This window comes from Myxococcus xanthus (genome assembly GCF_013116825.1).
GTDB classification, from domain to species: domain Bacteria; phylum Myxococcota; class Myxococcia; order Myxococcales; family Myxococcaceae; genus Myxococcus; species Myxococcus xanthus_B.
In genome coordinates this window covers 1-16,667 of the sequence record NZ_JABFNS010000127.1, presented here as the reverse complement: position 1 = coordinate 16,667, position 16,667 = coordinate 1, and the positions used below count along the sequence as shown (strand labels likewise).

Genomic DNA, 16,667 nt, shown 5'->3' with positions numbered 1-16,667 from the left:
CCATGTCCGGCGGTGCGCGGCGAGCCTCAGCGCTTCGCGGGCGGCGCGAAGTGCTTGTCGGAGATCTTCATCTCCGTGACGGCGCCGTATTTGCGAGCCGCCTCCCGGATGTCCGACGCCTTGCCGATGAGGACGAAGGTGAGGTCCTCCGGCGCGGGGAGCTTGCGCTGGATGATGCCGTGCACGCCCTCGCGGGTCGTGGCGGAGACGGCGCTGGCGAAACCATCCACGTCGCTGGCATCCAGGCCGTAGAAGGCCAGCTCCGACAGCTTGCCCGCCACCTGCGTCCCGGTCTCCAGCGTGGGCGGGAACTGCCCCAGCACATACGACTTCGCGGAGGCGAGCATGGCGTCATCCATGCCGGACTTCCGGTAGCCGGCGAGCGTCTCCAGCGCCAGGTCGATGGCGCGGCCGGTGGACTCCGTCTTCGTGTACGAGGCGATGATGACGGGCCCCGGACGCGTGTGGCGGATGAACACGGAGTTGGCGCCGTAGCTGAGGCCGGACTTCACACGCAGCTCCGTGTTGAGCAGCGAGGTGAAGCGTCCACCGAACACCGTCTCCGCGACCCGCACCGAGGCCCGGTCCGGGTCATCGCGGGAGATACCGGTGTTGCCAATCCAGAAGTACGTCTGGGTGGCGTCCGGCTTGTCCACCAGCAGCACGCGCCGGCCCTTGGAGGCGGCGGTTGCGGGCACGGTGGGCGCGGGCGTGGCGGCGCGCGCCCAGCCGCCGAGCGAGGACTCCAGCTTCTTCGCGAGCGCCTTCGCGTCGAAGTCACCCACCACGGACAGGATGAGCCGGTCCGCGCCCAGGTGGTTCTTCGCGTACGCGAGCACGTCCTCGCGGGACAGGCCGGGCAGTGACGCCTCGCTGCCGTTGACGGGCGTGCCATACGGGTGCCCGGCGAAGTGGAAGGCCTGGAAGTACGCGCCAATCAGCATGCGCGGGTCGCCATCCTTCGCGGCGGCGATTTCGGAGGCCTTGCGCGCGCGGACCTTCTCCAGCTCCTTCGCGTCGAAGCGCGGGCGCGTGAGCATGTCGGTGAGCAGCTCCACCATCAGCCCGGTGTCGCGCGACATGAACTGGCCGCTGATGACCAGGGCCTCCAGGTTGGCGGCCACCTGAAGCTCGCCGCCCACGCCGTCCACGGCCTCGGCGAACTGGCGCGCGTCACGGCCGCCGGCCCCCTTCTGCAACAGCTCGCCGGTGAGCGCGGCCAGGCCTTCCTTGCCAGCGGGGTCGCCCAGGGCGCCGCCGCGCACCCACGCGCTGAACGAGACGAGCGGCAGCTCCTTGCGCTCCACGAACTGGAGCTTCGCGCCGTTCTTCAGCGTGACGGTGGTGGCCTTGGGGAGCGTCACGCCCTGCTGCGCCGGAGCCGCCGCGGCGGCCTTTGGAGCAGCGGCGGAGCCCTGGGCCGCGGCGGGGACGGAGGACAGCAGCAGCGTGGTGAACGCGGCCTTCCAGGTGAGGGGGGCGCTCATCGCGAGGCCTCCTTGCGGGAGTCGGGGGTGGCTGCCTGCGCGTCGGCGGGCACGAGCCAGCCAACGGTGCGGCGCTGCGAGTTGAAGATGCGCGCGGCGACCTTGCGGACGTCGTCACGCGTCACGCGCTCATAGCGGTCGGGCGCGTCGAAGAGCTGGCGGTAGTCACCGCGGAACGTCTCCGCGGCGCCCAACGCGCGGCCTCGGCCGTTGTTGGTCTCCAGGCTGCGCCAGAACTGGGACAGGGTGATGTTACGCGCCTTCTTGAGCTCGGCGTCGCTGACGCCGTCCTTGACGACGCGGGCCAGCTCCTCGGTGAGCAGGCCTTCCACCTTGGCGACGTCCGCACCGGGCGGCAGGTCCGCGTAGACCCAGACGAGCGACGGGTCGAAGCCCGGGCTGAAGTGGGTGTTGACGCGGAGGGCGGCGCGCTCCTCCTCGACGAGGCGGCGGTGCAGCCGCGAGGAGTCGCCGTTGGTGAGGATGCTCAGGAGCAGCGTGAGCGCCTCCACGTCCGCGTCCTTGCCGGAGATGCCGTGGTAGGCCAGCTGGATGAGCGGGGCCTGGGCCTGCTTCTTCACGACGATGCGGCGCTCTCCCTGCTGCTCGGGCTCCTTGGTGCGGACGGGCTCCGGCGCGGGCTGGGAGGGGATGGGCTCCAGGTACTTCTCCGCGAGCGCGAAGATCTCCGCGGGCGTCACGGCGCCGGTGAAGATGAGCGTGGCGTTGTTGGGCGCGTAGTACGTCTTGTAGTAGCGCTGGAGGTCCTCGATGCGCCACGACTCGATGTCGGACGGCCACCCGATGACGGGGAACTGGTACGGGTGCGCCACGAAGGCGGTGGCCTGCACCTGCTCCATCAGGGCGCCCATGTTGTCGTTGTCGATGGCGGAGCGGCGCTCCGAGTACACGACGCCGCGCTCGGACTCGGTGACCTTGGGGTCGATGGCCAGGTGCTGGAGCCGGTCGGCCTCGAGGTCGAAGATGACGTCGAGCGCGGAGCGCGGGAACCAGTCCATGTAGACGGTGACGTCCTCGGAGGTGAAGGCGTTGTTGGCGCCGCCGTTGGCCTCCATGACGCGGTCGAACTCACCGGGGCCGTACTTCTTCGCGCCGTTGAACATCATGTGCTCGAAGAAGTGGGACAGGCCGGTGATGCCGGGGTACTCGTTCCGGCTGCCGACGCGGAACCAGTTGTAGAGGACGACATTGGGAATGTCGTGGTCGGGCCAGACGATGACCTTGAGCCCGTTCTTGAGGGTGCGGGACTCGATGCCGGCGCCGAGCCTGGGCGCGGCGGACACGGCGGACTTCGCCACCGGCTTGCCGCCCTGCGTCTGCGCACAGGCCACGGGGCCGGCGAGCAGGGCCAGACACGAGGTCCAGAGTAACGACTGACGGAACATCCGTGCTCCTGTCGGAAGAGCGCCCGGGAACGGGCGGCGGCGCACGATATTCCAGGTGCCGCCCTCCTGGGTTGACCAGGAGGGGTGGATGACGCGGCGGCTCAGGCGCCGAGCACTTCGCGGAGCACTTCCTGGAAGTAGTTGATGCTGCCCGTGTGCGTCTGGAAGTGCCTGGCGGACTGGTGGAGGCGCTGGATGACGGCCTCGAACTCCGCCTGGCTGACGTCGCGCAGGGACATGTAGAGCCGGACGGCGCCCTGGAGGTGCGAGAAGAGCGGGTTGCGGTCGGTGCCGTCGGGGCGGCGCAGGAGGTGGCGGTAGAGCCGCTCGAATTCCTGGTCCGTCTCGGTGTTGCGCACGGCGCGGCAGTAGCCGGCGGCGGTGGCCTCGATGAGGAGGAAGAAGGGCTGGTACTCCAGCGGCGGCGCCTTGGCGAAGCTGGGGGGCTTCGCGTCCCCGGTGAAGAGCTGGGTGATGGGCTTGAGCGTCACATGGGCCAGCTGCTCGCCCGCGCGAATCTGGACGCGCTCCCCCACCGGACGCACGTGCTTGCCGTCCGCGTCCCACTCCACCGCCACGTACAGGCGCTCGGGCTGGTCCACCTTCACGCCCGCCTTCTCGAGCTCCGCCACTGCGTTCGCGTCCATCGTGTTTCGCTCCTCCGACTCCCTCTCTACCCTGCTCCGGGCAGCCCGTGCACCCGGCATCGTGGGGCAGCGTCGGGAAGGACGAGAAACGCGGGCGCCTTTCTCGCGCCCTGGAATTACTGGTATGCCAAGGAACTCCAAGAGCATCTGCGGCCACGGGTCTCAAGCCGCTGTGCGTTACCCCTGATTCCCCGCCCTACCCATGTTCGAGAACTTCTTTCGCTCACGCGATGCCGATGCGCTTGAGGTACTGGGAAAAATCGACACGGTCCGCCGACTTCACGGCCTCATCGATGAAGCCCAAGAGCACGTCACGTTGATCAGTCCCTACGTCAGCATCGAGAAACTGCGAGACATTGAGCGTAGGATTCGTCAGGCCCTCGAACGGGAGGTGGCCGTGACCCTGGTCATCCGCGAGGGTGACGAGAGCACACGGGGCCCCTCACAGCAAGGCGTGGAACTCCTGGTCAGCCTCATGCAAGCGGGCATGCGCCTGTTCGTCGTCAGGGACCTGCACGCCAAGCTCTACTTCTCCGAACGCCACGCACTCATCACGTCGCTCAACCTCATTGAGTCTTCCTTCAACAACAGCATTGAAGTCGGCATCTGCATCTCAGCCGGTCGCGCCGAGTACGTGAGAATCAGCGAGTTCATCGAGAGCGAAATCACTCCGCACCGAAAGGAAGTCCCACTCAAGCCGGCCACCGAGCCGCGTCGCAGGAGCGCCACGTCCGTCCCCCGGCACGCCACGCAGGGATTCTGCATCCGCTGCCGCGACGCAATCGGCTTCAACCCGGAGAGGCCCTACTGCGACAGCGACTTCAACGTCTGGCGCCGATACAGCGACCCCACCTACGAAGACAACCATTGCCACCATTGCGGCATGGACTTCGCCGCCAGCAAGAACAAGCCCCTGTGCAGTAAGTGCTACGGAATGTTCAGGTAGCCTTCAGCGCCCCGTGCCGATGATCTCCCCGTTCCTGTCGGTCCCTGAATCGCAGTGGGTCGCGGCCAACACGTTCGCTTTCGCCATCCGGGATGGCTTCCCGGTGAGTCCGGGACACACGCTGGTGATTCCCCGGCGGCAGGTCGCGACCTGGTTCGATGCCACGGCAGAGGAGCAGCGCGCCCTCTTCGAACTGGTGGACGAGGTGAAGCGCGGGCTGGATGGCGAGCTGCATCCAGACGGGTACAACATCGGCATCAACGTGGGCGCGGCGGCCGGCCAGACGGTGCTCCACCTGCATGTACACGTCATCCCTCGCTTCCAGGGAGACATGGACGACCCTCGCGGCGGAGTCCGGCACGTCATTCCAGACAAAGGCAACTACCTCACCGGGCGAAACAAGCCCCTGGCCACGGGAGGAATTGACGACCCGTTCCTGCATCACCTGGAGCCGCTGTTCGCGGAGGCGGTGGACATTTCAGCACTGGCGGCCTTCGTACAGGACAGCGGACTGGAGCTGCTGCGCGAGCCCGTTGAAGCCGCGCTTGCCCGGGGCGCGACGGTTCGCATCCTCACGGGGGACTATCTCGCCATCACCCAGGCGGAGGCGCTACGACGCCTGCTCGACTGGATGGAAGAGAGTGCCGCGCTCCAGGCGGAGCCAGGCCGTGGCCGTTTCGAAGCCCGCGTCGTGGAGGTGGAGAAGCTCCGCCTCGCGTCCTTCCACCCGAAGTCCTGGCGCTTCCTGGGCGCCGGACTCGCGGTGGCCTATGTCGGCTCGAGCAACATCTCTCGCGCCGCCTTGAAGACGGGCGTCGAGTGGAACCTGCGCGTCGAGCGCAACCGGGACCCGCGGGCCTGGACCGAAGTGGTGGAATCCTTCGAGGACTGGTGGCGCCGGGCATCCCCTTTGGATGCGGAATGGGTCGAGCAGTACGCGCGCCGCGCACTGGCGGCCCGACTGCGCCTCCCGGCAGGTGAGACGGAACCTGAAGCCCCCTTGCCCCGTCGCGAACCACACAGCCTGCAGCGTCAGGCGCTCGGTGCGCTCGCGCGCGGTCGGCGAGAGGGCCGGCAACGCGCCCTGGTGGTCCTCGCAACGGGCCTGGGAAAGACCCTGCTCGCGGCGCTCGACGTGGAACAGTTCAGCCAGGAGCGGGGACGAACAAGCCGCGTGCTGTTCCTCGCGCACCGGGAAGAACTTCTCGTCCAGGCGGCGGAGACATTCCGTCGCCAGCAGCCGCACCTCCGCTTCGGCTGGTACGTGGGTCAACGCGCGCAGCTCGCGGGCGACGTGGTCTTCGCCTCGGTGCAGAAGCTCTCGCGGACACAAGACCTTCACGCGCTCCGCCTCGCGGCCGCGTTCGACTACGTCATCGTGGACGAGGTCCACCACGCCACGGCGGCGAGCTACCGGTCCATCCTCGCCTGCCTGGAGCCCGCGTTCCTGCTCGGGCTCACGGCGACACCGGAGCGCGCCGACGAGGGCGATGTGCTCGGCCTCTTCGATGACCACCTCGCCTGGCGCTCGGACCTTGGAGAAGGCATCCAGGAGGGACTGCTCGCACCGTTCGAGTACTTCGGGCTCAAGGACACGGTGCCCTACGAGAACATCCCCTGGAAGAGCCGCCGCTTCGACGTGGCGCTGCTGACCCAGGCGGTTGAGACGGAAGCACGCATGCGGACACTGTGGAGTGCGTGGCAGAAGCATCCCGCCAAACGCACGCTCGTGTTCTGCTGCTCCATCTCCCATGCCCACTTCGTCCGGCAATGGCTGGGAGACCAGGGGATTCGCGCCGTGGCCGTCCACGCCGGGGCTGGCTCGGCGGACCGTGCCCAGTCGCTGCGCCAGCTCGCGAATGGCACGCTGGATGCCATCTGCGCAGTGGACCTGTTCAACGAAGGCGTCGACGTCCCGAGCATCGACCGCGTGGTGATGCTGCGCCCCACGGAGTCCCCCGTGGTGTTCCTCCAGCAGCTCGGGCGAGGGCTGCGAAAGGCCGAGGGAAAAGAGCGGGTCATCCTCATCGACTTCGTCGGAAATCACCGGCTGTTTCTCGACCGGCTCCGAACACTGCTGGCCGTGGGCAAGCCTCCGGTCTCCCTGCGTGACTTTCTCACCTCGGACCGACAGCCCGCGCTGCCTGCTGGCTGCACCGTGGAAGTGGAGCTCGAAGCCAAGGAGATGCTGCGGCACTTCCTCTCCGGAGGAGGGCAAGAGGTCGAGCGTGTCTACCGCGAGCTGCGCGACGCGCGGGGGCTGCGACCCACCCTTGGAGAGCTCTATCGTCGTGGGTACTCCCCCGCGACGCTGCGCAAGGCGCACCTGGGTTGGTTCGATTTCGTGAGGTCGGAGGGCGACCTGACAGCCGACGAAGCGCGGAGCCTCGACGCAGGCCGCGACTGGTTCAAGGAGCTCGAGCTCACGAACATGAGCCAGTGCTTCAAGATGGTCGTACTGGAAGCACTGCTCGAAGCCGATGCCCTGGAACAGGGGCTGCCGCTGCCCGAGCTTGCCCGGCGATGCCTGGCCATTCTCCAACGCTCCCCCGAGTTGCTCCGGGACCTCGAAGCGGTCAAGGCCCTGGGCGACCCACGGCTCCCGAATCCCGCCCGGTTCTTCACGTACTGGAAGTCGAACCCCATTGAGGCGTGGACGAAGGGCGGGAGGTGGTTCCGCGTCGAGGAAGAGCGGTTCATCCCTCGCCTGCCCATGGCCCCATCGCCCCAGAAGTCCTTCGAGGCCATGACTCGCGAGTTGGTGGACTATCGGCTCGCACAGTATCGGCGCCGCCAACAGGCGCAGGCGCAGGACTCCGCCTTTGATGCGAGGGTCATCTCGAACAGCCGGGGCCCCATCCTCAAGCTCCCGGAACGAAGTGCGCGCTCGGACCTGCCCCTGGGAACGACAGCGGTCCGGCTCGACGATGGAGCGTGCTGGCATTTCGACTTCGTGAAGATTGCCGTCAACGTCGCGCGCCCCGATGGCGCGAAACAGAATCAACTGCCGGACCTCTTGCGCCAATGGTTTGGCCCCACCGCGGGAATGCCAGGCACGGCGTTTCGCGTCCGGTTCACGCTCGGCCCTCAAGGGTGGAGCGCGGCCCCGGCCCAGGCCGAGCCGAGCCCCCTCGCGCCCTGGGGGACACTGGTCGCATTTCCCAGCCTGCGCGCGGCCGCGGGCGCCGTGGAGCACCCCATCTCAATCAACCAGGCCCCGGAAGCGGCGAAGGTCCGCCTTCCGAGCCGAGCGCAAGGCGAAGGGCTGTTCGCGGTGCGCGCGTCCGGTGATTCCATGGACGGAGGCGCGCACCCCATCCGCGATGGAGACTGGCTGGTGATGCGCGACACGAAAGCCGCGGGGGCGGGGCCCCTGGATGGGAGGGTGGCCCTCGTCCAGGTCCCCGACCCCATCACAGGCTTCCGCTACCAGGTGAAGCGGCTCGTCCGGCAAGACGGACACTGGCTGCTCCGCTCCGACAACCCCCTGCGTGAGTCCTTCCGGGCTGGTGAAGCGACCTCTCCCATCGCCCTGGTCGTCGAGGTCATTCCACCCGAACGGCTGGCACCTCCTCCGGGCACGACGCTCACGGAGGAGCAGCTCAGCTCCCACTTCGGATTGAGCACGGCGCCCAGAACGGGGCGCCATGAAGGACACCTGTTCCTGTTCATCCAGGACGCGCAAGCCTTCACCTCACCCGGCCGCCTGGCGCTGCGCGTCCCAGACCCCCACCCCAGTGAAACAGCCTTCGTGTTCACACAAGAGACCACGTCCGGTGGCTGGACCTTCCAGGGAGTCGCTGTCTGGCGAGACGATGAAGACCGATGGGCCCTGGAGTCCCCCAGGTCCGGGTGAGCCTCCGTCCAGGCGCGGGGGGCCGCCGAGGACACGCTCCGTCACGCACAGGAAGGGCCGGACCACCCGCGCAAGCGATTCCCGGGCCGCGAGCTGGGCACCACCCTGGAGCCGTGATGCACGACGCCCCAAACGACAAAGGCCTCTGGACTTGGAGTCCAGAGGCCTTCATCTCCGCTAAGTGCCCAGGGGCGGAATCGAACCACCGACACGGGGATTTTCAATCCCCTGCTCTACCGACTGAGCTACCTGGGCGTAAGAGGCACCGCGCGGAACGGCGCCTTCATAGCGAGCCCCTCCCTCCTCCGTCAACAGCATTCTCCGCCACCCGGGCAGGCAGGCGTCAGGCCGCCAGGGACATCGCCTCCCCGTCCCAGGACGTGAGACCGGCCGTCAGCCTGTGGCGCAGCTTCACCCGCAGGCCCTGTTCGATCTGCCGGATACGCACCGCCGTCACCCCGAAGCGGCGCGCCAGCAGCTCCGCGCTCACCCCGTCCTCCGCCAGCATCCGCTCTTCCACCAGCGCGCGCTCCCGGGCATCCAGCTCCGGCCAGGCCGCGTCCACGCTCGCCCGGAGCCGCCGCGCCCACTTCGCCCGGTCCACCTGGTCCTCCTGCGAGTCGGCATCCGCCATCAGCCCCTCCAGCCGCGTGGCCTCCGAGTCCGGAGACACCGGCGCGTCCAGCGACACGTCCCGCGACAGCGCCTCCATGGCGAGCGCCACCTCGTCCTCCCGCTTCCCCAAGGCCTGGGCCAGACGCTTCTCCACCTCCGGGTGGCCCTCCCCCCACCGGGCCTCCAGCCGCGACCGCTCCCTCCGGAGCTGGAACACCACCCACGGCGCCCGGCCGCCCGCCATGCTCCAGTTGCGGCCCACGTAGGCGCGGATGCGCGCACGGATCCACTGGCTGGCATAGGCCGCGAACGGCACCCCACGTTCCTCGAAACGTCCCGCGGCTTCCATCAACCCAACGTTGCCTTCCGCCACCAGCTCTTCCATCGACAGGCCAGTCCACCGGTATTTCCACGCCAACCGCCGCACCAACTTCAGGTGCCCACGGACGCGCGCTTCAGCGACCTCGGCCGGAACCACGAGCTCAGGGGATTCAAAGGACGCGTTCAGGTTGATGGCTTCCATGGACCTCCTCCGGTTGGGCGCGCCCACACGGCGGCGCGACGCAGAGGAAACTAAAGGCCGGGACGCCATAAGAAAATTAGGTAGTTTGACGGCAACACTTCGACTATCTCTATAGATATGAGCTGGCTCAACTACCATCACCTCCTGTACTTCTGGACGGTTGCGAGGGCGGGCAGCATCGCCAAGGCAGGCGAGGAGCTGCACCTGGCGCAGCCCACCATCAGCAGCCAGCTCAAGCTCCTGGAGGAGTCGCTGGGCCACAAGCTGTTCGAGCGCCAGGGCCGCAAGCTGGTGCTCACGGACGTGGGCCGCACGGTGATGCGCTATGCGGACGAGATCTTCCGCCTGGGGAACGAGCTGAAGAACGTCGTCTCCGGCCTGCCGCCCGGGCAGCAACTGCGGCTCAACGTCGGCGTGCTCGACGTCATCCCCAAGCTGGTGGCCGAACAGCTCCTCAAGCCCGCGCTCGAAGCAGGCCCGTCGCTGCGCATCATCTGCCGCGAAGGGCCCTTGCCGCAGTTGCTCGCCTCGCTGGCCCTGCACGAGTTGGACGTGGTGCTCGCGGATGCCCCCAGCTCGGAGCCGGTGAGCGTGCGCTCGTTCAACCACTTGCTCGGCAAGTGCGGCGTGTCCTTCTTCGCGGCGGGGAGGCTGGTCGAGCTCAAGGAGAACTTCCCTCAGTCGTTGGATGGCGCGCCCGTGCTGCTGCCATCAGTCGAGTCCTCCGCGCGCCGCTCCATGGACCTGTGGTTCGAGCGCAAGGGCCTGCGCCCCGTCATCGCGGGCGACTTCGATGACAGTGCGCTGCTCCAGGCCTTCGGCCAGCGCGGGCACGGGGTCTTCGCCATGCCCAGCGCCATCGAGGCCGAGGTGGAGCGTCAGTTCAACTGCTCCGTCATCGGGCGCACCGAAGAAATCGAGACCTGCTTCTACGCCATCACTGTCGAGAGGAAGATTCGCCACCCCGCGGTCGTCACCATCGCCGAGGCGGCGCGCTCGCACATCTTCGGCGAGTGAGCCCCAAGGCGCCGCGCTCAGGCCAGCGATGGCGCGCGGTACACCTCCGCGCCCGCGACCACGGTGGCGAGGACCTGCGCCTTCACCAACGCAGAGGCCGGCCCCTCCAGCGGATCCTCCGACAGCGCCACGAAGTCGGCGTCCAGCCCCGGAGCCAGCCTGCCGCGCCGGGCGTCGTCGAAGGACGCCCAGGCGGGCCCGGTGGTGAAGCCCTCCAGCGCCTCGCGCGCCGACAGCCGCTCTTCCGGCATCCAGCCGGCCTCGGGCCAGCCGGCCGCGTCCTGGCGCGTGCGCGCCGCGTACAGCCCCGCCAGCACGTCCGGATTCTCGATGGGGAAGTCACTGCCCAGCGCCAGGTGCGCTCCCGCGTCGCGAAGGCTGCGCCAGGCATAGGCGCCCTTGAGCCGCTCGCGGCCCAGCCGGGACTCCGCCCACGGCATGTCGCTGGTCGCATGGGTGGGCTGCACGCTCGCCACCAGCCCGGCGGCACCCAGGCGGAGGATGTCTTCGCGCCGGAGAATCTGCGCGTGCTCCACGCGATGCCGCAGCGCCTGCGTGCCCGTCGCCTCGGCGCCGCGCAACAGCACGTCCAGCACCAAGGTATTGGCACGGTCTCCAATGGCGTGGATGCATACCTGGAAGCCCCGGGACATGAAGGCCTGGGCGCGAGAGGCGAGCTCCTCGGGAGGCAGCAACAGCAGGCCCTGTTGCCCCGGCTCGTCGCAGTAGTCGTCGTGCAGCGCCGCGCCCCGGCTCCCCAGCGCACCGTCGGCCAGGAACTTCACCGAGCGCATCGTCAGCATCCGCCCCTGCCACGGCCCCTGCTCGAGATACGCGTGTCGCTCGTCCCCCTGGCCCGCCGCCATCGCATAGACGCGCAGAGGCAGCGTGCCCGCGGCATCCCATGCCTGGAGCACGCGAAAGGCATCCCACTCCATGCCCGCGTCGTGCACGCCAGTCAGCCCCACCTGCGCGCACCGGGTCAGCGCGGCCCGCAGCCGAGTCTCCAGCTGCGCCCTGGAAGGCGGAGGCATCGCGGCGGCGACCACGTCCATGGCGTTATCCACCAGCACGCCCGTGGGCTCGCCGTGCGCGTCCTTGAGGATGCGGCCGCCCTCCGGGTCCGGCGTGTCGCGGGTGATTCCAGCGCGCCGCAGTGCCTCGCCATTCACCCACGCCGCGTGGTGGTCCACCCGGGTGAGGAACACGGGCGTCGAAGGGAAGCGCGCGTCCAGTTCCGCGCGGTCCGGGAAGGCGCCACCGGGCCACTCGTTCTGGTCCCACCCTCTTCCCAGCAACCAGTCTCCCTGGAAGCTGGAGGCGGATGCCTCGGTCAGCCGGCGGATGGCCTCATCCACCGAACCCGCCTTCTCCAGCCGAACCGTCGTCAGGCTCCGGCCCAGTCCGTGGATGTGCGCGTGCGCGTCCACGAGGCCCGGCACCACGGTGGCCGCCCCCAGGTCCACCCGGCGCGCAGTCGGGCCCGCGGCGGCCTCCGCTTCTGCGCGAGTCCCGACGGCCAGCAGCCGCCCGTCCCGCACCGCCAGCGCCTGGGCCCGTGGCCGCGCCGCATCCAACGTCCAGACCCGCTCCGCCAGGTAGACTGTCGCCTGCACCGTGACTCCTTCCGCGTGCCGCTCCGGATGCGAACTGTGCGGAAATCTGGATGCGCTGTCACTGTCACGCGTGTGGCGACGAAAACCGTCCGGGCGCGAGCTACTCCGCCGGCGTCTCCTGCGTCTCCGGCGTGCCCGCGTCGGTCTCCGGCAGGGGCGTCGCGGGGCCCGCGGGGGTATCCGGCACGGTCTGCACGGGCTCGCGAACCTGGTCCGGGCCCATCAGGGGCTGACGGTCCTCCGTTCCTTCGGGCTGCGTGGTCTTGCAAGCGGGCGCAGCAACTGCCACGCCCAGGGCGATGAGAACGGCACGACGCATGTAGCCTCCTTATCGAGTTGCGGACGGCCCCGAGGGAGCGTGCCCTCCATCGACAATCTGTCGACGACAACGAACGTCCACCAGCGGATGCCCGAACACACCTTCGGGCGCCTGCCCCCGGTCCCGGACAGCAGCCCGGCAGCCACGCGGCGCGGATGATGCGGCTTCCCATGCGCACCGTTGCCTGGAGCGTTCACCTGGGAGGCCGAGGCCATGCTGGACGTCGTGGACACCGGCAAGCGTTCGCTTGCCACCTATCGTGGGATTGCTCCCGACGAAATCCTCGACGAACTGCACTGGCTCTCCGAGGACTTGCGCGGCGCCCGGTGCATGCACCTGAGCTCCACGCCCTACGGCGGCGGCGTCTCCGAAATCCTCCGCTCCCTGGTCCCGCTCTACAACGACCTGGGCATCGTCACGGACTGGAAGCTCATCCACGGCGACGACACCTTCTTCCAGGTCACCAAGCGCATCCACAACGGCCTGCAAGGCGCTCCCGGCGAACTCACCGAGCCCGAGAAGGCCACCTACCTGGCCAACGCCCAGCTCAATGCCCGCCGGCTGGTCACGAATTCGGAGAACTACGACTTCGTCTTCGTCCACGACCCGCAGCCCGCCGTGCTCGCCGCGCTCAGTCCCCATCTCGACGCGCGCTGGATATGGCGTTGCCACATCGATACCTCGCACCCCAACCCCACCTTCTGGGACTTCCTGTCGCCCTACCTGCACGCCTACGACGCCGCCATCTTCACCATGCGGGAGTTCATTCCACCGCAACTCCCCATTGCCGACGTCCGCATCTACCCGCCCGCCATCGACCCGCTCAGTCCCAAGAATCACCCCCTGCCGGAGGCCCTCGCGCGCGACGTGTTGGAGTGGATTGGCATCCGCACCCACCGGCCGCTCGTCACCCAGGTCAGCCGCTTCGACCGCTGGAAGGACCCGCTCGGCGTCGTCCGCGCCTACCAGCGCGTGCGTCCCCACGTCCCCGACCTCCAGCTCGCGCTCGCGGGCTCACTCGCTCTGGATGACCCGGAGGGCTGGGATGTGTACGAGGAGCTCCGCGCCGCCACCGCGGGCGACAGCCTCATCCACATCCTCACCAACCTGGTGGGCGTGGGGAACATCGAGGTCAACGCGCTTCAGGCCGTCTCCGACGTCGTCGTCCAGAAGTCCCTGCGCGAGGGCTTCGGGCTCGTCGTCGCGGAGACGCTGTGGAAGAGCACGCCCGTCGTCGGTGGCCGCGCGGGCGGCATTCCCATGCAACTGCCAGAGGGCACTGGCGGCGCCCTCGTGGACACCGTGGAGGAATGCGCCGAGGCCATGCTCCACCTGCTCCGCCGTCCCGACGAGGCCCACCTGTTGGGCGCGCGTGGACATGAGCACGTGCGCCAGCACTTCCTCATGCCCCGGCTGCTCATGGACCACCTGCGACTGCTCAAGCACCTGGCGGCCGTGCGCCCCCTGCCGCCGCGCGGCATCGTCCCCGTCTCCTTCAACCCGGCCTGCCTCCAGGGGGTGTGAGATGCACCAAAGGGCACGCTGGCGATTCGCGGCCCCCGCACTCCTGTGTGTCCTCATGGCGGGGCTGCTCGCGTCCGCGGCCGATGCCCCCACGAGGAACGGCCAGCCCACCGTGGCTCGCTGCGACCTGGAGGGCGTGGTCGATGCCGGCACCGGCGGCTACCTGTCCGACTGCGTGGCGCGCGCCACGGCCGCGGGACATGACGCGTTGCTCGTTCGGTTGGACACCCCCGGTGGCTCGCTGGAGGCCACGCGCCACATCGTCCGGGCCTTCCTCGCGTCACCTGTCCCGGTGCTCGTCTGGGTCGGCCCCTCCGGCGCACACGCGGGCAGCGCGGGCGTCTTCATCGCGCTGGCATCCAACGTCGCGGCCATGGCGCCGGGGACCAACATCGGGGCCGCGCATCCGGTGGTGGGCCCCTCCGGCCAGTCCCCGGAAGCCGTGGGCGGGGAGCAGATGGCTCGCAAGGTGGAGAACGACACCGTCGCGTTCGCGGAGAGCATCGCCCAGCAGCGGGGCCGCAATGTGCAGTGGGCCGCCTCCGCCGTGCGTGACAGCGTCAGCGTGTCCGCGGACGACGCGCGGGCACTGCGCGTGGTGGAATACGTGACGCCCACCGAGGCGGACTTCCTCGCGCAGGCGGACGGACGGCAGGTGACGGTGGCGGGTGGCGAGTCCGTGCGGCTCTCCAGCCGGGATGCGCACATCGTCACGCTGGAGCCCACGCTGTCCCAGCGCACCGTGCACGCACTCGCCAATCCCGCCATCGTCTACCTGCTGTTCCTGGTGGCCGCGCTGGGGCTGGTGGTGGAGCTGTCACATCCAGGCGCCATCGCCCCGGGGCTCATCGGCGTGGTGGCGCTGGTCCTGGCGTTGGTGGCGTCCTCCGCGCTGCCGGTTCGCGCGGGCGCGGTGCTGCTGATGTTCGCGGGCGTGGTCCTCATCGTCGCGGAGCTGTTCGTCACCAGTGGGCTGCTCGGCGCCGTGGGCGTGTTGCTGCTGGGCCTGGGCGGACTGTTCCTCGTGGACCGGTTCGACCCGGAGTGGTTCATGGACCACTCCTTCCAGGTGTCGTGGACGTGGCTGGTGCCCACCACCGTGGCGCTGGGAGGTGCGGCGGCTTACGTCGTCTACCGGAGCGCGCAGACGCGGCGGCTCCCCCAGCGGGGTGGCGACCTGGGGCTGGTGGGTGAGCGAGGCACCGCCCTGGCCCCCGTGACACCGGAGAGCGGCGAGGTGTTCGTTCATGGAGAGCGCTGGCACGCCACGTCCACCGCGCCCATCCGCTCCGGCGCACACATCGTGGTGCGGGGCATGGAAGGACTCACCCTCTTCGTCGATGAGGTACCGACCTGATGCAACTGACCGGACTGTTCGGAGTGCTCATCCCCGTCGCCATCCTGTTCCTGCTCTTCCTGTCAGGGGTGCGCATCGTCAACGAGTACCAGAACGGCGTGGTGTTCCGGCTCGGGCGCTTCGTGGGCCTCAAGCGCGCGGGCTTCCGCTGGCTCATCCCCTTCGTGGAGCGCATGGTCATCATCGACCTGCGCACCGTGGCCCGCGACGTGCCTCCACAGGACGTCATCACCCGGGACAACGTCAGCGTGAAGGTCAACGCCGTCGTCTACTTCCGCGTCATCCACGCCGACAAGGCCGTGCTCCAGGTGGAGGACTACCTCTATGCCACCAGCCAGCTCGCCCAGACGACGCTGCGCTCCATCCTGGGCCAGGTGGAGCTGGACCAGCTCCTCTCCGAGCGGGAGCGCATCAACCACGAGATTCAGCAGGTGCTCGATGCGCGCACCGACCCGTGGGGCGTCAAGGTGTCCAACGTGGAGGTGAAGCACATCGACCTGCCCGCGGAGATGCAGCGGGCCATCGCGCGGCAGGCCGAGGCCGAGCGCGAGCGCCGCGCGAAAATCATCGCCGCCGAGGGCGAACACCAGGCCGCCGAGAAGCTCTCCATGGCCGCCAAGGTCCTTGGCCGCTACCCGGCCACCCTCCAGCTCCGCTACCTCCAGACGCTGGTGGAAATCACCACCGGTGGCAACCACACCATCCTGCCCATCCCGCTCGACCTGCTGCGCACGCTCAGCGGCGTGAAGGCCCGCATGGAGCAGGCCGACGATGGATATGAAGACCAGCGATACACCGAGGATGAGGAAGAGGGCCCTCCCGCGGGAGGCCTGTCCTGACAGCCGCTAGTCGAAGAGCTCCTGCCGCTCCAGCTTGATGGCCCGCCGGCTCAGCCGCAGCGACGCCAGCACGAGCAGCGCCGTCGCGCCCAGCAGCAACACGCCCACCGAGAAGGACACCACCGGCAGGGCCTCGGGCAGCTGCGTCTGCCGCTTCGTCAGGTACAGCAGCGACGTCATCACGAAGGCCAGCAGCGCCGTGTAGGTGAAGGCAATCGCTCGGGCGAGGATGGCGTGCCGCCGGTCCAGGATGGCGACCTCCTGGCGCAGCACCGCGCGCCGGGCGTGCCCCTCCGGCAGCAGACGCCACTCGCGCACCATCTCCCGGATGCGCGCCGTCATGCGCGCAATCTGGTTGTCCAACCCCGTCGCCACGATGCCACACGCCGACACCATCACCGCGGGCGTCACCGCCGTGCCGATGAGCCGGATGGAAGAGAGGTCCACGACTTCCGCGACGCCATTCATGCCCTCCTCTGTTCCACCCCACCCCGGCTGGCGCAACACCCCCGCTC

Annotated in this window: 13 protein-coding genes and 1 tRNA gene; 6 read left to right on the top strand and 8 right to left on the bottom strand. The window is 68.9% G+C overall.

The features are described 5' to 3' along the window. Nucleotides 1–26 precede the first annotated feature (26 nt). The 3 genes from HNV26_RS29285 to HNV26_RS29275 form a co-directional block, all read right to left on the bottom strand. Nucleotides 27–1,487 (bottom strand): M16 family metallopeptidase, encoded by a 1,461-nt coding sequence (locus HNV26_RS29285; protein WP_171442183.1) that lies wholly within the window; start codon nt 1,485–1,487, stop codon nt 27–29. Further along, on the bottom strand, nt 1,484–2,893 hold the full coding sequence (locus HNV26_RS29280) for a M16 family metallopeptidase (protein ID WP_171442184.1): 1,410 nt from the start codon (nt 2,891–2,893) through the stop codon (nt 1,484–1,486). Before HNV26_RS29280 ends, HNV26_RS29285 begins: the two co-directional genes overlap by 4 nt. Nucleotides 2,894–2,994: 101 nt before the next feature. Beyond that, entirely contained in the window at nt 2,995–3,540 is a 546-nt protein-coding gene (locus HNV26_RS29275) for a hypothetical protein (protein ID WP_171442185.1), read from the bottom strand. A gap of 202 nt (nt 3,541–3,742) precedes the next feature. On the opposite strand from HNV26_RS29275, the gene HNV26_RS29270 reads away from it, so the two are divergent. Continuing rightward, the gene (locus HNV26_RS29270) at nt 3,743–4,486 is read left to right on the top strand and encodes a phospholipase D family protein (RefSeq protein WP_171442186.1); all 744 of its coding nucleotides are present in this window, start codon (nt 3,743–3,745) and stop codon (nt 4,484–4,486) included. A gap of 19 nt (nt 4,487–4,505) precedes the next feature. Beyond that, nucleotides 4,506–8,342: a DEAD/DEAH box helicase family protein gene (locus tag HNV26_RS29265; protein WP_216612826.1), complete on the top strand. Its 3,837-nt coding sequence runs from the start codon at nt 4,506–4,508 to the stop codon at nt 8,340–8,342. A 182-nt stretch (nt 8,343–8,524) separates the two neighbouring features. On the opposite strand, the gene HNV26_RS29260 is transcribed toward HNV26_RS29265, so the two are convergent. Together HNV26_RS29260 and HNV26_RS29255 are read right to left on the bottom strand one after the other, a co-directional pair. Then, nucleotides 8,525–8,597: transfer RNA gene (locus HNV26_RS29260), tRNA-Phe, on the bottom strand. Nucleotides 8,598–8,685: 88 nt separating this feature from the next. Next, the gene (locus HNV26_RS29255) at nt 8,686–9,480 is read right to left on the bottom strand and encodes a sigma-70 family RNA polymerase sigma factor (protein WP_171442188.1); all 795 of its coding nucleotides are present in this window, start codon (nt 9,478–9,480) and stop codon (nt 8,686–8,688) included. A gap of 117 nt (nt 9,481–9,597) precedes the next feature. Between HNV26_RS29255 and nhaR the strand changes: the two genes are divergently transcribed. Then, the gene (nhaR, locus tag HNV26_RS29250) at nt 9,598–10,497 is read left to right on the top strand and encodes a transcriptional activator NhaR (RefSeq protein ID WP_171442189.1); all 900 of its coding nucleotides are present in this window, start codon (nt 9,598–9,600) and stop codon (nt 10,495–10,497) included. Nucleotides 10,498–10,514: 17 nt separating this feature from the next. Here nhaR and HNV26_RS29245 read toward each other — a convergent pair whose 3' ends face one another. Then, nucleotides 10,515–12,113: an amidohydrolase gene (locus tag HNV26_RS29245; RefSeq protein ID WP_171442190.1), complete on the bottom strand. Its 1,599-nt coding sequence runs from the start codon at nt 12,111–12,113 to the stop codon at nt 10,515–10,517. Between the two features lie 100 nt (nt 12,114–12,213). Further along, nucleotides 12,214–12,432 (bottom strand): hypothetical protein, encoded by a 219-nt coding sequence (locus tag HNV26_RS29240; RefSeq protein ID WP_171442191.1) that lies wholly within the window; start codon nt 12,430–12,432, stop codon nt 12,214–12,216. 213 nt (nt 12,433–12,645) lie between these two features. Here HNV26_RS29240 and HNV26_RS29235 point away from each other — a divergent pair, with 213 nt between their 5' ends. The 3 genes from HNV26_RS29235 to HNV26_RS29225 are packed head-to-tail and all read left to right on the top strand — an operon-like array spanning nt 12,646 to nt 16,152. Beyond that, nucleotides 12,646–13,956, top strand: coding sequence for a glycosyltransferase (locus tag HNV26_RS29235; RefSeq protein WP_171442192.1), 1,311 nt, complete (start codon nt 12,646–12,648; stop codon nt 13,954–13,956). Nucleotide 13,957: 1 nt separating this feature from the next. Continuing rightward, entirely contained in the window at nt 13,958–15,313 is a 1,356-nt protein-coding gene (locus HNV26_RS29230) for an NfeD family protein (protein ID WP_171442193.1), read from the top strand. Beyond that, nucleotides 15,313–16,152 (top strand): slipin family protein, encoded by an 840-nt coding sequence (locus HNV26_RS29225; protein ID WP_171442194.1) that lies wholly within the window; start codon nt 15,313–15,315, stop codon nt 16,150–16,152. The genes HNV26_RS29230 and HNV26_RS29225 overlap by 1 nt, the downstream gene beginning before the upstream one ends. A 6-nt stretch (nt 16,153–16,158) precedes the next feature. Here the strand turns inward: HNV26_RS29225 and HNV26_RS29220 are convergent, their stop codons facing one another. After that, entirely contained in the window at nt 16,159–16,620 is a 462-nt protein-coding gene (locus HNV26_RS29220; protein ID WP_171442195.1) for a DUF2721 domain-containing protein, read from the bottom strand. Nucleotides 16,621–16,667 lie beyond the last annotated feature (47 nt).

Coding starts and splice junctions, on each gene's coding strand:
- HNV26_RS29285 (WP_171442183.1), bottom strand. CDS start 1,487: ATGAGCGCCCCCCTCACCTGGAAGGCCGCGTTCACCACGCTGCTGCTG.
- HNV26_RS29240 (WP_171442191.1), bottom strand. CDS start 12,432: ATGCGTCGTGCCGTTCTCATCGCCCTGGGCGTGGCAGTTGCTGCGCCC.
- HNV26_RS29265 (WP_216612826.1), top strand. CDS start 4,506: ATGATCTCCCCGTTCCTGTCGGTCCCTGAATCGCAGTGGGTCGCGGCC.
- HNV26_RS29220 (WP_171442195.1), bottom strand. CDS start 16,620: ATGAATGGCGTCGCGGAAGTCGTGGACCTCTCTTCCATCCGGCTCATC.
- HNV26_RS29225 (WP_171442194.1), top strand. CDS start 15,313: ATGCAACTGACCGGACTGTTCGGAGTGCTCATCCCCGTCGCCATCCTG.
- HNV26_RS29230 (WP_171442193.1), top strand. CDS start 13,958: ATGCACCAAAGGGCACGCTGGCGATTCGCGGCCCCCGCACTCCTGTGT.
- HNV26_RS29280 (WP_171442184.1), bottom strand. CDS start 2,893: ATGTTCCGTCAGTCGTTACTCTGGACCTCGTGTCTGGCCCTGCTCGCC.
- HNV26_RS29255 (WP_171442188.1), bottom strand. CDS start 9,480: ATGGAAGCCATCAACCTGAACGCGTCCTTTGAATCCCCTGAGCTCGTG.
- nhaR (WP_171442189.1), top strand. CDS start 9,598: ATGAGCTGGCTCAACTACCATCACCTCCTGTACTTCTGGACGGTTGCG.
- HNV26_RS29235 (WP_171442192.1), top strand. CDS start 12,646: ATGCTGGACGTCGTGGACACCGGCAAGCGTTCGCTTGCCACCTATCGT.
- HNV26_RS29270 (WP_171442186.1), top strand. CDS start 3,743: ATGTTCGAGAACTTCTTTCGCTCACGCGATGCCGATGCGCTTGAGGTA.
- HNV26_RS29275 (WP_171442185.1), bottom strand. CDS start 3,540: ATGGACGCGAACGCAGTGGCGGAGCTCGAGAAGGCGGGCGTGAAGGTG.